12 protein-coding genes are annotated in these 14,671 nt (G+C 47.3%); 8 read left to right on the plus strand and 4 right to left on the minus strand.

What is annotated here, in order from left to right; all coding sequences use genetic code 11:
- The first annotated feature begins 558 nt into the window (after positions 1-558).
- On the plus strand, positions 559-912 hold the full coding sequence (locus HB364_RS29405; RefSeq protein WP_167292014.1) for a helix-turn-helix domain-containing protein: 354 nt from the start codon (positions 559-561) through the stop codon (positions 910-912).
- A gap of 854 nt (positions 913-1,766) precedes the next feature.
- Here HB364_RS29405 and HB364_RS29410 read toward each other — a convergent pair.
- Positions 1,767-2,414 carry an RNA polymerase sigma factor gene (locus tag HB364_RS29410; RefSeq protein ID WP_167292015.1) on the minus strand — a complete coding sequence of 216 codons (648 nt, stop codon included), beginning with the start codon at positions 2,412-2,414 and terminating at the stop codon, positions 1,767-1,769.
- 480 nt (positions 2,415-2,894) lie between these two features.
- On the opposite strand from HB364_RS29410, the gene HB364_RS29415 reads away from it, so the two are divergent.
- Positions 2,895-3,596, plus strand: a complete 702-nt coding sequence (locus HB364_RS29415) for a DUF2461 domain-containing protein (protein WP_167292016.1) — start codon at positions 2,895-2,897, stop codon at positions 3,594-3,596.
- A gap of 64 nt (positions 3,597-3,660) precedes the next feature.
- Here HB364_RS29415 and HB364_RS29420 read toward each other — a convergent pair whose 3' ends face one another.
- Entirely contained in the window at positions 3,661-4,995 is a 1,335-nt protein-coding gene (locus tag HB364_RS29420) for an OmpA family protein (RefSeq protein ID WP_167292017.1), read from the minus strand.
- Positions 4,996-5,027: 32 nt separating this feature from the next.
- The gene (locus tag HB364_RS29425) at positions 5,028-5,876 is read right to left on the minus strand and encodes a hypothetical protein (protein ID WP_167292018.1); all 849 of its coding nucleotides are present in this window, start codon (positions 5,874-5,876) and stop codon (positions 5,028-5,030) included.
- A 352-nt stretch (positions 5,877-6,228) separates the two neighbouring features.
- On the opposite strand from HB364_RS29425, the gene HB364_RS29430 reads away from it, so the two are divergent.
- The 3 genes from HB364_RS29430 to HB364_RS29440 are packed head-to-tail and all read left to right on the plus strand — an operon-like array spanning position 6,229 to position 9,207.
- Positions 6,229-7,317, plus strand: a complete 1,089-nt coding sequence (locus tag HB364_RS29430; RefSeq protein WP_167292019.1) for a sensor histidine kinase — start codon at positions 6,229-6,231, stop codon at positions 7,315-7,317.
- Positions 7,314-8,405 (plus strand): sensor histidine kinase, encoded by a 1,092-nt coding sequence (locus HB364_RS29435; protein ID WP_167292020.1) that lies wholly within the window; start codon positions 7,314-7,316, stop codon positions 8,403-8,405. Before HB364_RS29430 ends, HB364_RS29435 begins: the two co-directional genes overlap by 4 nt.
- A 22-nt stretch (positions 8,406-8,427) precedes the next feature.
- Positions 8,428-9,207, plus strand: a complete 780-nt coding sequence (locus HB364_RS29440) for a LytR/AlgR family response regulator transcription factor (RefSeq protein WP_167292021.1) — start codon at positions 8,428-8,430, stop codon at positions 9,205-9,207.
- A gap of 1 nt (position 9,208) precedes the next feature.
- On the opposite strand, the gene HB364_RS29445 is transcribed toward HB364_RS29440, so the two are convergent.
- On the minus strand, positions 9,209-12,334 hold the full coding sequence (locus HB364_RS29445; RefSeq protein WP_167292022.1) for a ligand-binding sensor domain-containing protein: 3,126 nt from the start codon (positions 12,332-12,334) through the stop codon (positions 9,209-9,211).
- Positions 12,335-12,513: 179 nt separating this feature from the next.
- Between HB364_RS29445 and HB364_RS29450 the strand changes: the two genes are divergently transcribed.
- From HB364_RS29450 to HB364_RS29460, 3 genes are all read left to right on the plus strand, one after another.
- A complete protein-coding gene (locus HB364_RS29450; protein WP_167292023.1) occupies positions 12,514-13,263 on the plus strand; it encodes a hypothetical protein in 750 nt (249 codons plus the stop codon).
- A 158-nt stretch (positions 13,264-13,421) separates the two neighbouring features.
- The gene (locus HB364_RS29455) at positions 13,422-14,102 is read left to right on the plus strand and encodes a hemerythrin domain-containing protein (protein WP_167292024.1); all 681 of its coding nucleotides are present in this window, start codon (positions 13,422-13,424) and stop codon (positions 14,100-14,102) included.
- A gap of 67 nt (positions 14,103-14,169) precedes the next feature.
- Positions 14,170-14,568, plus strand: a complete 399-nt coding sequence (locus tag HB364_RS29460) for a VOC family protein (protein WP_167292025.1) — start codon at positions 14,170-14,172, stop codon at positions 14,566-14,568.
- Positions 14,569-14,671: the final 103 nt, after the last annotated feature.

Raw genomic sequence — 14,671 nt, forward strand, 5'->3', positions numbered from 1 at the left:
ACGTTAATCAAAGCTAATCATTGCATAATACGCAGATTCTCTTACGGCTCCCTGTAAGGGAACTGGCATTTGACATCCCTCCAATACCACAGGTAAACCTGTAGCATAACCGTAAGGGTTTACCATTAATTCACCATAAAAATCGGGCCCCTGCAGCATAACTGCAGCGACACCTTTTATCTTTTCATCAAAGCGGCTATATTTGCGTTACCCCAAACAGTTACAACGAGTATTCAATATCGTTAAGTGTAACCGCTTTGTAGGTTGGCGTACCGCTCCTATAAAGACATCCTTTCTGCAGCCACCCCATTTTCGTGGACAGGCTGCGGACAGGGCAATACTATTGCTTTGGCTTTGATTCCTCAGCAAATTGGACTTAACCGTTATTGAGTCTGTATTCTACAGCAAAATGAGTACCTGCGCATATTTCACATCTATTGCGCGAGGGTGCAGTATTTACATGCCTTAAAGGAGTATTCTGTCCTGTGAAACGCATCGTAACAACGGATCCCCCGGCGATACGCTATGGATAGTTTTTGCCTAAAATTAAACCGGACAATGAGCGCAAAAAAAATAAAGCTGAAGCACCTGGACATCCAACGCATTAAAGCGGTAAAGGATATCCTTAGCCATAAGCAATTGCCACATACCACGATTCAGCACTTAGCCTATGAAGCAGGGATGAACCGCACCAAGCTGCAGTACGGTTTTAAAAAACTGTTCGGTGTAAGCATCTATACCTACCAGGTACAAATGCGTATGGAAAAAGCAAAAAAGCTATTGGAAGATACTGATAAACCCATTAAACAAATTGCTGCCCTGGCAGGCTACAATACGATCAGCAGCTTCAGCGCTGCTTTCAAAAAAGCCTTCGATGTAACGCCTTCACAATGGAGAAATGAGAACCAATAAGGGAGTAGTAATCCTATTCAATTATGCAAGGTTTCCGATGGTAGTTTTCCCGCGATCTTATAACTTATTTTACCTATACAATTATTCATAACCCGTATAGTTATATGAAAATAAGGGAATTATAACAGTAAGGCTCGCTTGCAGATGTGCTTAAAATTTGTGCAGATAGGAAAACAATTTGTGCAGATATGACAAATTACGGGAAGTAACTTGCACACAGGTTTGAATGTAAACTGTAGTTTATGGCTGTTATTGATTCTTGCCCCTTTTAATAGGTCCTGGTCACTAACACCGTTGTAACAACCTGGAACCGGTTTGGGGGATTTCAATAACCGGTTTCTTTTTCCCTATGCCTCCCGGCACAGGTGTCCATATTGAAGGTACGGTCACTGAACAGGTTTCCGGACGCCTGTATCCCTATGAATACCATCATTAGCTATCGGCCCGGCAATAATGTTTTATTGGTAACGTATTCCTGTTTTAACAAAAACCGGTTAAGTATGCTACCTGAATGCTTATACCCGGGATATGCTACGGAACAAAGCATTATAGAACCGGTAACCTGCTTGAATGGCCGTTACCTCCCAGCCAGCCTGTTAACCCTGACCCATGAGGCAGGAATGTAGCGGCTTCTACAGGTTCAAAACAGTCTTTTTTACAGGTAAAAGAATAGGATCTCTGGTTAAGCCTGATTGGTTTGTATTCCAAACAATCAATGATTCCATCAGCTACCGCGCGCCGGCTCCGTAATTTAACTACTCACTGGAATGCCTTACCAGGCGGGGCCGGCAGTAGCGATGGACTTCTCCCGCCTATGCAGGTGGTCACCTGCTCCGGCCATTACTATTGCCGGTTTAATTCACTTCATTTGCGTAAATCGTAGTCACCACTTTCCTGATGGGTGTTTCGGGACCACTTTTAACCATACTGAGGCAGATAAGGGCAGCTTCGGGAAGACGTTTCTGAAAGAGCGCCATCCGCAGCATTTTTATGGAACGGCGCCTGTGGCTGCGCACTGCCTGTTCGGAAATGGAAAGCGCCCGGGCTATATCAACACTTTTCAGTCCCTGCGCATGGGTCATTTTAAATACCCTGCCGCATTCTTCCGGCAATCCTTCAATAGCTTCAAAAACAGCTTTTAATACTGTCGCCGTTTCTACTCCCTCACTGCCGGGATAATTTTCACGTTCAGTGCTGACGGGATGTTCCCGCTCATCCGCCGGTTTACGGTGCGTATAAGAAAGATAATCATAACAGGCATTGCGGGCAGTAACATAGAGGAAAGCGCGGATATTGGCTACATTCTCAAAATTGCCGCACAGGCGGTACAATTTTACAAAAGTTTCAACGGCAATGTCCTCGGCCTGCTGCTTCTGGCAGGTTAGCCGTTTGGAGAAATCACGCAGGGAAAAATAATAGCGGTTGTAGATGGTGTTAAAAGCTGCCGCATCTCCCTGCTGGAAACGATGCATCAGTTCCTTTTCCGTAGATGGTTTGCTCATGTGCAATAGTAATTTTGGTCACAGTCGATCTTTGATCAACTGATCATCATGAAAAAACAGGAAAAATAAGGACACACTGGTAATGTAACTGGTTGCTCTTCGTTTAGCTTAGCAGGTTCAGCATAGCAGTAAACCTATCATAGAATGAGGCTGGGTAGTTGCAGGAACATACCCCCGGACAACCTGGAAGGGTACAGACCTGACTTTCATGGAGTGGAATCAAAAACAGCGATCGGTTTACACCGGTAGAATCAATGATAATAGTAAAATAGGTATTTTTTCCCACACGACATACAGGTTGATACAATTACGGGTCAATATTTTTCCAGACAATACACACATTAAAAAAAATTCGGGCATACCTGGACCTTCCTGAGCCCGGCCATCATTATGCATCCGGGTGCAAAAACCGGCCGCACCGGGATCAGCCGGCAAACAACCCTATATTTGCCGGCTAATATGCTTTTAAAGCATTACCGTATGGCCAAACAATATAAGCACCCATCACAAATACATAAATCGGGCTTTGACTTTTTAACCGCTTTAAAGAAGAACAATAACCGGGAGTGGTTCAATGCCCATAAAGACGTCTTCCTGCAGGAGCAGGCGCTGGTAGAGGTCTTTGCAGAAGCATTATTGCAGGAGCTCAGCAGCCATGATGAAATAAAAACCCCCTCGGGGAAGAAAAGCCTGCACCGCATTTATAGGGACACCCGCTTCTCTGCTGATAAAACACCTTACAAAACCAACTGGAGCGGCAATTTCAAACGGGCTACCAAATACCGCCGGGGTGGCTATTACTTTCATATAGAACCAGGCAACAGCTTTATTGCAGGCGGCTTCTGGGGACCTAACCCGCAAGACCTGAAACGGGTCAGGGAGGACATTGCCTTTGATGCTACTCCCCTGCGGAAAATAATAAACAGTAAATCATTCAAGGCCACCTTTGGAACCTTAAAAGGAGAGCAGGTAAAAACGGCGCCCAAAGGTTTTGAGATAGACCACGAAGCCATTGACCTGTTGCGTTACAAACAATTCCTGCTGATCAGGAAGTTTGCCGACAAAGAAGTATTGAATGCAGATTTTCTGAAAGCCGCCAACCAGACCTTTAAAGCCATGCGCCCCTTTTTCGATTACATGAGTGAGGTGCTGACAACCAGCCCTAATGGGGAGGGGATGTGAGAATCATTTACGGCCAAAGTAAAAAAGGTCGCTGAACAATCAGCGACCCAATAATCAATAATTACTACAACTTAATAAACTCCACCCTCCTATTCAGGGCTTTACCCTCTTTCGTTTTATTATCACCTACGGGTGCGCTCTCGCCTTTTCCTGCTGATTGCAGGCGTGCTCCATCAATACCAAACTCATCCTGCAAGGCCTTCACTACGGCAGCCGCCCTCTTCTGCGACAGTTGCAGGTTCTTCTGGTCATCGCCATCACTGTCTGTATGTCCCACGATCTTTACCTTGATGCCTGCATGCTCCTTCAATACGCCGGCAATATCTTTCAATACACCATACGACTCTTCCCGGATCACATCCGAGTTGACATCAAACAGGATACCCGTAGTTGAGAACTTACCTTCCTCCACCAGTTTGTGACGGGCATCGGGAATTCCTTTGGCCACTTTCAGGTTGGATAAGTACATGGCATATTGATCTTCCTTATAACTGGAAGTATGTACCTCGAAGATCAGTTGATTCATCTGCACGCCCGGCGCCAACGCTTTGGGCGCATCAAATATCTTATTTTGTCCTACCCAGATACGCATGCGTTCCTTCTGCACCTGGATGGCAATATGCGCCGGCTTACCCCAATAATCACTGAGCGTATTCACCACCTGGTTATCGCCATTGTAATACTCCCGGCCATCTTTGAAGCTGCGGATATCAATGGTAGACCTGCCTGCATCAGCAGGATAAATAATGGCTTCTCCACTGGCATACTTACGATAGTTACGCAGGAAATCATTGCCCGCAGCAGGCTCACCATTGGTGCCAATAAACCCAAAGGAAAAATACGGATAGAAATGACCATTGTACTTCAACTGCATGATCACATCAAACTCCACTGTATAATTCTCCCCAAATTCCTTTTGGTTACTGGTGAGGTAAAAGCTGCGCTGGTGCAATTGCAGCCATTTGCCCGGATAATTATTCAGGGTAACCACTTCACCGGTGCCGGTAGTATTCCAGCCGGTGGGCAGCTCCCCAATAACGTCCTGCTCAAAACTTTCGGTATAAACGATCTGCTCCCCGGGAATAAAATCAAAGCGGGAATTGCTTTTCAGGACTACAGGGGCAGCCGCAGCTTCCGTAGGCGGGGCCGGGACTGGTGTTGCTGCAACTGGCGCTTTAGATGTAGCAGCACTATCTGGCGATTTAGCGCCCGTTGATTTAGCACCGGGCTTTGCAGCCTGCTCAGCTTTATCAACGCCTTTATCAATAGCTTTTTCAACTTTCTGTTCTGCTTTTTGTTCAGCTTTATTTTGTGCTTTTTTCTTTAAGCGGTCCAGGAAGCCCTGGCAAAATACCGTGGCCGGGACCAGTAACAGGGTCAATACAAAGATCTTTTTCATTTACAGCGTATTTGTTTTGTTAAGCGTAGGTACTATTGAACTTCTTTCAACCACTCCGTGGCAAAAGCGCGTACGGCGTTGGTCACCTCCTTACCGGCACGGAAAGCCATTTTCCATTCGGACGGCTTGCCTTCATACTCCCTGTTCACAAAAACCTTCTTGCCATATCGTTCAGTCAACTGGGCATTGAAATCAACATCGTTGGTTACTTTCAGCAATTGCTGCAACCTTACTTTGATCAGCGCTTTTACACCGGCAGGCGTATGCTCTTCCCAGGATTTCAGTTTATCCTCATAGTCTTTCAACCGCCAGTTATATTGATTCTGCTCGCCCTGTACAGCCAATTTGATCATCTGACTGTTGGGGTCTTCATAATCCTTCAGGGATTGCTTCGTTTGTTCCAGGGCATTCTGTACCGACTTTTTCATAGATGCATCAGTGGTTGTTTTGAGCAACTGTTCCAGGTTCCCGATGCCCTTTTTTGCATCATCAATAAACTTCTGGCGGATCACGGCTTCTGTTTTGGCAGCTTCCGGTGGTACGGGTTTGCTCCATTGACGGGAGGTTTCATAATCTTTGGCAAAGGCTTCGGTGTTCACATATTCTTTGGTATAGGCCAGCAGGTCTTTGGCTACGGCCGTGCGGTCGCCTGCGAGAATGTTTTTCACATTACGGCCGCTATAATAAAAATACCCACCTAAAAAACTTTCTTTGATGCTGGCGGTGCCACGTTCTTTGCTGACGCCAAGCTGGCCCCAGAAATCGGCATAACGGTTCATCGCTTTAAAAGACAATAAGCCAAAAATGGCAAAGCCTGCAATACAGGTCAGTACAAGGGCCTGCAAGGCTATCCACATCTTGTTGGTTCGTTGTTGTTTCATGACTAAATGGCTAAATAGTTAAAGAGATTTAATTGCTTCGCAAAGATGGGTGGCAACAACTTGCCGGAGAAGTGAGGGATGTATGATCTGATATAATTCCTGTTTCAAGTGCAGGATTTGGCTACAGAAGGCGAAGTCAAGTGGTAAATGGTCCGAAGGACTCCTATCGAGCGAGTAGCGAGTGGGGCTTATTAGTGAACTAGCCGCCGCTAAGGTCTACTAGCCACTAGCCATTTACCCCTCGCCACCCCACCAATTCACGCAAAAGAATCCTCAATTCATACCCATTATTCCCCATTCTATAGAAACCCCTTAACTTGCTCTTTCCAAAAGATGGTAATTTGTTATAATAATGACAGTAGACGCCCACACCCCCCTCAAAAGGTTTAAGCTGCCACAATATACCCGTAAGGACCTATGGATCTTTGCGGCTGTTGTGCCTGTTATTGTACTGGTATACAACAGTTTATTATTCGGCGGCCGCTTTTTTACAGAAAGAAGGGTATTCCTGTGGGGCAGCCTTGCCACCTTCCTCATCCTCGGTAGTTTCTGGTTCGTTTTCACCGCCATCGCCGTCACCCTGCGCAACCGGTTCCCCAAAGACAGTGACCTGGTCAAACGGATGTTCATCTCTATCTTCCTGTTCATCCTCATCAATGCCCTTATTGTCACTATCCTGTTCTGGGGGTACGACTACTTCCACTTCCTGAATTATGAGCTGAACCAGATACGCTACCAGTGGACCCTCCTGTCTGCCGCCATTTTCAATGTGTTTGTAACCATCCTGCATGAGGGGGTGGACAGCTTTGAGAAGTGGAAAAAGACGATGACAGAAACCCAGCAGTTGAAGAAAGTGTACATGCAAAGCCGGTTACTGGGCCTCAAAAGCCAGATGAACCCGCATTTCCTGTTCAACAGCCTCAACTCCCTGTCGAGCCTGATCAGTGAGAATACCACGGAGGCAGAGAAATTCCTGGATGAAATGAGCAAGGTATACCGCTACCTGCTGCGCAGCGATGACAGGCTGGTGACCCTGGGCACTGAAGTACAATTCCTGCATAGCTATTATTACCTGCTGAAAGTACGTTATGGCGATGGCATTAACCTGACCCTGCAGATAAAAGAAGAGCAACTGTCCCTGTTGATGCCGCCACTCACCCTGCAACTGCTGGTGGAAAATACCTTTACCGCCAATACCATGAGCAAAGACAGTCCCCTGAACATTACCATCAGTTCCCTCGGAGAGCAATGGCTGCAAATACAACACAATGTGCAACCCAAGATCAGGATCGGCATACAGGAGTCGGAACCCGTGGGGCTCGACAATATTATTAATAAGTACCGGCTGCTTTGCCGTCAGACAGTGGCCATACGGCAAACAGAGAAACAACGCATCATTCATATTCCATTGATTGACCAGGAAGAAACAAGTGTCACATGATTAAAACATGGATGAAACCCTCGCGGGTAGAATGGATCACCTTTTTCACGCTCATGCCTGTGCTGACGGCGCTGCTGAACCATTTGCTGTTTGGCGACCGTATCTGGCATGACCGGGAAATATGGCTGTATTCATTTACCCTGGTGTATGTGCAGGGTTTTGTTTCCTGGTACCTGCATATTGTGAGCATGCACTGGCTGCGCATCAGACTGCCCGACCTGCAACAGACCCTCCCGCGACTGATCCTCCTGGCCATTACCCATGTATTCCTTACCAGCCTTACCTTTGCCTGCCTGTTCGCGGGATATGACTATTTCCATTTCCTGGGATATGTGCTGGATGTTCACCAGTTTAAAACATCTATCCTGCTGGCTGTAGCCCTTACGCTCATTGCCACTACTTCCTGGGAAGCAGAATATGTGATCATTAAATGGAAAGCCAGCCTGGCAGAAAAAGAAGAGATCCAGCAGATGGCTATTCAATACGAATTTGAGACGCTGAAAAGCCAGGTAAATCCGCATTTCCTGTTCAACTGTTTCAATACCCTTTCCTCCCTCATTTCAGAAGATCCCAAACAGGCAGAAGGCTTCCTGGATGAGTTGAGCAAGGTATATCGCTACCTGCTGCGCAATAACGAAGATGGGCTTTCCACCCTGCAAAACGAGTTGCGGTTCATCCAGTCGTACTACCGGCTGCTGAAAACGAGGCATGGAGATGCGATCCAGATACAACTGGAAGTAGACAAGCGGTATGACAGTTACCTGCTGCCTTCCCTCAGCCTGCAATTGCTGGTGGAAAATGCCGTGAAGCATAATATCGTATCCAGGCAACAGCCGCTGGTGATTGATATTTTCACCATGGCCGGCAATCAACTGGCTGTGAATAATAACTTACAGAGCAAAACGATCAAGGACCCTTCCAATAAAATTGGGCTGGCCAATATCCGCCTGAAATATGAGCTGCTGGAGCAACCCGGTTTCCAGGTATTGTCCGATACCCGGAACTTTACCGTCATATTGCCCCTGATATGGGACAGTGGCTATGAAAAGAAAATAAGCGCCGTTCAAAAACAGATACACCCTCAATAAATCAACATAAAAAATTTTCTATATGAAAATTCTAATCGTAGAAGACGAAGAGCTGGCAGTGAAGAAACTGCAGAAAACACTGGCCGGCGTTGATGCCCAGGCCCAGGTGGTAGGCGTAACCGACAGCATTAAAAGCACGGTAGACTGGCTGCAGGACAACCCCTCGCCCGACCTGATCCTGATGGATATTGAATTAAGCGACGGGCAGAGCTTTGAGATCTTCAGCCGCACCACCGTTAAAAGCGCCGTGGTATTCACCACCTCGTATGATGAGTATGCGCTGAAAGCATTCAAGGTGAACAGTATTGATTATTTGCTGAAGCCTATCCAGAAAGAAGACCTGGAAACAGCACTCAATAAATACAGGCAGATGAAAGACCTCTATGCAGCCGACAACAGCCATACCGACCTGAATGTGGAGAGCCTGGTAAAAGAGCTGCGCCAAAAGCTGCAACCGAAAGAATACCGCAAACGATTCCTGGTGAAACATGCACAGAAGCTGGTTTCCATTGAGGTGGAAGAGATCGCTTATTTCTTTAGTGACGGGCGCCTGAACTTCTTCAAGACGTATGATAACCGCAAGTTTGTAGTAGACTATACCATGGATGAGCTGGAAGATATGCTGGACCCCGACCGCTATTTCCGCATCAGCCGTGCTTTCTACATTGCGGTAGACAGTGTAGACCAGATCCATGATTATTTTGGCAACCGCCTGCTGTTGCATTTAAAACCGGCTGTAGACAAGGAAGCCATCGTAAGCCGTGAAAAAGTAAGCGACTTCAAGAAGTGGATGGGTAAGTAATTTATCCTATCGGCACCAGCAATATTACCGAGGCGCCATTCCTGTCGGCCTGGATATCCAGTTCGGCGCGGATGGCGCTCGTTCGTTTGCCTATTACCTGCAGGGCCTGTGCAGAAAACAGGTCGCCCTCATTGGCATAGCTGCCATCATCCTGTATTTTCAGTGACAGTTTTGACTTGATCAGGTCTATATTGATGAGGATGTGGTTGCCCTTGGATTCCTGTACCATGTTGCGCAGTACTTCCTTAAAAATGAGCAGCATTTCATGGCGCGCTTTCATGTCCAGTTGTAAAGAGCGTACATGCTCGTCTACCAGGATATCTATATTGGCGCCATGACGGTTGATCAGCGCATCCACAAACTCCAGCATCCGCAATAAGGTTTTCTCCATGCTGTCGTTCTGCGGGTCTATGCTCCACAGCATGTCATCCATGGCAATGATCATATTGTGGCTTTTCTCGCTGATCTGCTCAATATATTCCTTGGAGCGGGTAAGGTCTTTATCGGCCTTGATCTTGGCCATCTCACTCAACATGTTGATATTGTTCAGCGTGGTATTGATATCGCTATGCAGGTTGATGGCGATCTGCGTGCGCATGGCCTGCAGTTCCCGGATGCGCCGCATACGCTCCCTGTCTATCCAGTACAAAATGCCGATGGCCAGCAGTGCCAGCGAACCATAGAACCACCCGGTGCGCCAGAAAGGGGGTTCTACCCGTATGCGCAGGGAAGTAATATCTGTACTGGCTACACCGTCGGCATTAATGCTTTTGACCTTGAATACATAATTACCCGGGCTGAGGTGATTATAAATGGCCTGGCGCCGGTCGTCAGCATGTATCCAGTCCTTATCCACGCCTGCCAACTGGTAATAATAATCCATTTTCTCATGGCGTAAGAAATTAAAACTGCCGAACTCAATACTGATGGAACTTTTATCGTGCTGCAGATGGATGGCGAACAGCCTGCTTACCGAATCCGCCGGCAATGACCGGTTGGCAATCCTGATATCGGTGATTACGGCATCAGGCGGTGGCTGATGCCTGACCATTTTCTCCGGATCAATGACCACAAAATTGTGCGCGCTGGTAAACACCAGGCGGCCATCGCTGAGGTGATGCGCATCGTCTATGTCAAAATAATCAGCCGGCATGCCATCCCTGCGGTCATAGTAGGTAAACACCAGCTTTTCCAGGTTCATACGGCATATACCGCTATTCATGCCCAGCCAGATAATGCCATGCTTATCCCTGGCCACACACATCGCATTATTAGATGGCAATCCTTCGTCGGTACTGATGAAGCGCACATGGCCTGTTCTTACGTTCAGCAGGGAAATGCCATAGCCCACTATCAGCAGGGTGCTGTCATTGACCTGCACCATGTCGGCAGGGCTGTCATTCCACAGTCTCTTGCCTTTAGGCCCCCTGGCCCCATAATGCTCAAGGGTTTTATGAGTAACCGGATCTATTTTAAGCAATCCATGTCCTGAGGTACCCACCCAGACATAACCGTCCCTGTCTACAAACATTTTGTGCACCAGGCCGGTACGGACTACCTCAGTAAACCCTTCTTCGATCTTTCTGCCTGGCTGATAGGTCCATTTAATGACCAATCCGCCCTGGGTGCCAAACCACAGATTCCCCTGCTTATCCTGCGCTACCTGCCTGATGGTGCGCCGCTGAAAGATGTCAAAAAAATAAAGCTGTTCTTTACCCTGCACCGGGTCATATACCGACATGGCGCCATCCTGCATGCCCATCCATATCAACCCGGAAGTACGGTGACGTACCAGGCACCAAATAGCAGCAACCTGTTCGTAGCGCCTCATAGCGGGAGGCAACGTTGAAGGTTTGAAGTTTTTATCGTAAGCATAGAGCCCCACTCCCCAGGTACCCACCCATAGCTGGTTGCTGTCTGCCTCCAGTACACATTTTGTGGGTCCGTCCATAACCCCCGTGCCATCGGGACGCAACAGCCGGTAAGCATTGAATTGCTGGGCATCAGGATTGAACAGGTAAACGCCATTGGTGGTACACACCCACAGGTTGCCCGAACGGTCCTCGTACATGTAGTAGGCATGGTCGAATTTCAGGCTCTGCTCATCCTTGTATTCATTCTGCAGTCCCTGCAGGGGCCGTTCACCGCCTGTATATTCCGCAATGAAGGGCATGCCATAGATCCATAAGCGGCCGTTACGCTGCAACTGTATGCCATTGATCTCATGATAACCGCCGCCAAACAGTTCGCCTGACACATTATGCGTTTTCCGTTCACCGGTCTTCGCATTGTAATAATGCAGGCGGGGACCACCATCTTCAAGGCGCCAGGTCGTCGTAAAGAAACGACCATAACGATCGGCATAAGTCCAAAGCACCGTTTTCGCATCCCTGAATGCTTCTATTGTTTTGTCCTTATCGGGATTATGTCCCCGGTAGTTGAGATGCCGGGTGGCCGGATCATACATGGCTACCCCCGAATCGCATCCCATCCAGGTACGCCCGGTCAGCGTGTCATAAAATACGCTATACCGCGTCCAGTTGGGCACTACAGGAAAGAGATCATTATTCAACACAATCTTATTGGAGTCTGGAAGGTATTCATACCCATTATTCCCTGAAAAAAACCTCAGCTTTCCATCCCGGGTCTCCATTATATTGGCGCCATAATATATCGTAGGGCGTTCCCCTACCCATTGCATAGGCACTTCCCGGTAAATAAAATTATCCGTATCAAAAATGCCTATTCTGTTATCGGCTGTTGACACCCAAAGCCTGTTGCGCTTGTCTATATACACCTTACCCACATTGTCGTCGGGCAGGGTATTCGGATTGCTGTGCTGGTGTTTAAAGGTGACGAACTTATTGCCATCATAGCGCTGCAGGCCATTGGGTGTAGCCAGCCAGATATACCCCTTATGATCCTGCACCAGGTTATTGATGAGGTTGGCCGAAAGGCCGTTGAATGTGCTGAAACGGGTAAAAATATATTGCCGTGCATCGGGTTTCACAGCAGAAGGAGCAACCAGGAATAAAGGGGTTTTCCCCTGTTTGGCAATTGTTTGACGGGCAGGGGACATCTGGCTCCACAATAGAAGTACAGGAAGAAAGTAAACGTATTTAGACAACGATTAAGGGTTAAAAACTTGTCAAATATAGCCATGATTCGCCATACGAGTGACATTGACGCGCAAATTTAATGACAACTCATACAGCGGTCTTTACATTTCATGCATGCCGGTATTTTCCTGCCCGGCATTCTGCAGCAGTTTTGTGAAAATATTTCAATCGCATTAAATAATTATCAATGAAAAAAGTGTTTTTGAGCTGCCTGGCAGTGGCAGCATTGGCGACCGCCTGCAAAAAAGACAAAGAGGACGACGGTATTTTAAGAGGAGCAGTAGTACAGCTTCACGACGGCAAGGCTTTTACCTGGACAAAGGTAAATACAGATGGTACCCCAAAACAACTGGCCATCACGGTCACGGATGCAGCCCTGAAGAGCGTGCCCATTGATTCCGATCATGGTAATCATCAAAATCACCTGGTACTGTCCCTGCATCCTAAACATAATACCCCCTTCAACCATGTGCTGCTCGACTGGAATCCCAGCGGTCATGAAGGCCCTATGTATATGTTGCCGCACTTCGATTTCCATTATTACTTTACGTCACCTGCAGAAGTGGACGCTATTGTAGAGGGACCTGCCATGAACAACCATCCGGATCCCGCTTATCTTCCTGCCGGTCATATAGCGCCTGCACCAGGCGTTCCGAAAATGGGCAAGCACTGGCTCGATCCCACTTCCGGGGAATTGAGCGGCGGACAGATCTTTACACAAACATTTATTTATGGCAGCTATGATGGCAAGGTAATTTTTATGGAACCCATGATCACCAAAGCATTTATTGATACCACCAAAAACTTCAGCCGCCCTATACCACAACCGGCGAAGTTCCGTGAAACAGGTTATTATCCTACCAAAATGAGCATTAAGCGTCATGACGGGGTAACTGATATTATCCTGGAAGATTTTGTCAGGCGTCAGGCTTCCTAAAGGAAGTATTTTTTACAGCGTACAACGGGGCCTTTTCCAGGGTCCCGTTTTTTTATTCCGACATATCAGGCCCCTATTGTCGCAATTCATACCAATACCCATTTAAATAATTGTTACAACACCGGATATTTGGACCAATAGAAATATTCGTATATACTATGGAACGCTACAATATTTTCAATCAGGTGCACAAGGGGTTAAGGGCTTTTTTATACGATACAGCGATGCAGGTACAGCAAACTGATTTTGCACCGGCGGCCGAAGCCATACAAACACTGGAAAGAATTGATAAGGCTTTGTATTATTTCAGCCGGCATGCACAATACGTAGAACGTTTTTTATTCCCTTTTATTAAAGAGTATAATGCTGCTTTAACAAGCATTTTTAAACAGCAGTACCAGTCTCATGCCGTACAGATACAACAGTTGCAGGGATTGATGCAGGTTTATTACCGGGCTTCCGGCAGGGAAGAAAAAACAGCGGCAGGCAAACTCATCCAGCAGGCATTTACCGCCTTCGTGATCACTCATCTTGACCATATGATGCGGGAAGACAAGCTGATCAATGATATCCTGTGGCGTCACTACAGCGATACCGCATTACTGGGGTTGGAGAAAGAGATTGTGGCCCAGTTGCCATCTAAAGACCTGGCAGCCCTCAGCAAATGGATCATACGCGGCATGAATAATACGGAGATCATTGAATGGTTACGGGCCATTGAAAAAACAACCATTACCCCTATTTTCCGTGCCTTTTTTGCCAGCGCTGAAAAGGAACTGCCGGATAACCGCTGGCAGAAGATACAGGAAGCGCTGGTGGAAGGAACGCTGGTAAGGTAGTTACTGGCTCTTCCTGCATTCGCTTCTGGATACTGGATTCTGAATACTGGCATCGTATCTTCGCGCCATGTTAGCCTTACAACAAGTACACCACATTGCGATTATCTGTTCGGATTATGAACGGTCCAAAAAGTTTTATACAGCCATATTGGGCTTTACGGTACAGCAGGAAGTATACCGGGCAGCCCGGCAATCGTATAAGCTGGACCTGAACCTGAACGGCCATTACCTGATAGAATTGTTCTCCTTCCCCGATCCCCCACCCCGTCCCAGCCGTCCTGAATCATGCGGATTACGGCACCTTGCCTTTGCGGTGAAAGACCTGGATGCTTCAGTAGCCTGGCTTACTGCAAAAGAAGTAACTGTTGAACCCATCCGGACGGATGAGCATACCGGCAGACGTTATACTTTTTTTGCCGATCCCGACGGATTACCACTGGAATTGTACGAGGAGCCTGCATTGTGAAGGCGCTGACTTTTCTTTTACAGCACACAATAATTTAAATACGGTAGTATCGCTTGCAAAAGCGCAGGGGGGCCACTATATTGTCTTCAACTAAATCCGTACC

It is taken from the genome of Paraflavitalea devenefica (assembly GCF_011759375.1).
GTDB classification, from domain to species: Bacteria; Bacteroidota; Bacteroidia; order Chitinophagales; family Chitinophagaceae; genus Paraflavitalea; species Paraflavitalea devenefica.

Excerpts from the sequence above, each read along its gene's own strand:
- HB364_RS29405 (WP_167292014.1), top strand. The coding sequence starts at position 559 with ATGAGCGCAAAAAAAATAAAGCTGAAGCACCTGGACATCCAACGCATT.
- HB364_RS29420 (WP_167292017.1), bottom strand. The coding sequence starts at position 4,995 with ATGAAAAAGATCTTTGTATTGACCCTGTTACTGGTCCCGGCCACGGTA.
- HB364_RS29415 (WP_167292016.1), top strand. The coding sequence starts at position 2,895 with ATGGCCAAACAATATAAGCACCCATCACAAATACATAAATCGGGCTTT.
- HB364_RS29435 (WP_167292020.1), top strand. The coding sequence starts at position 7,314 with ATGATTAAAACATGGATGAAACCCTCGCGGGTAGAATGGATCACCTTT.
- HB364_RS29440 (WP_167292021.1), top strand. The coding sequence starts at position 8,428 with ATGAAAATTCTAATCGTAGAAGACGAAGAGCTGGCAGTGAAGAAACTG.
- HB364_RS29450 (WP_167292023.1), top strand. The coding sequence starts at position 12,514 with ATGAAAAAAGTGTTTTTGAGCTGCCTGGCAGTGGCAGCATTGGCGACC.
- HB364_RS29430 (WP_167292019.1), top strand. The coding sequence starts at position 6,229 with ATGACAGTAGACGCCCACACCCCCCTCAAAAGGTTTAAGCTGCCACAA.
- HB364_RS29410 (WP_167292015.1), bottom strand. The coding sequence starts at position 2,414 with ATGAGCAAACCATCTACGGAAAAGGAACTGATGCATCGTTTCCAGCAG.
- HB364_RS29455 (WP_167292024.1), top strand. The coding sequence starts at position 13,422 with ATGGAACGCTACAATATTTTCAATCAGGTGCACAAGGGGTTAAGGGCT.
- HB364_RS29460 (WP_167292025.1), top strand. The coding sequence starts at position 14,170 with ATGTTAGCCTTACAACAAGTACACCACATTGCGATTATCTGTTCGGAT.
- HB364_RS29425 (WP_167292018.1), bottom strand. The coding sequence starts at position 5,876 with ATGAAACAACAACGAACCAACAAGATGTGGATAGCCTTGCAGGCCCTT.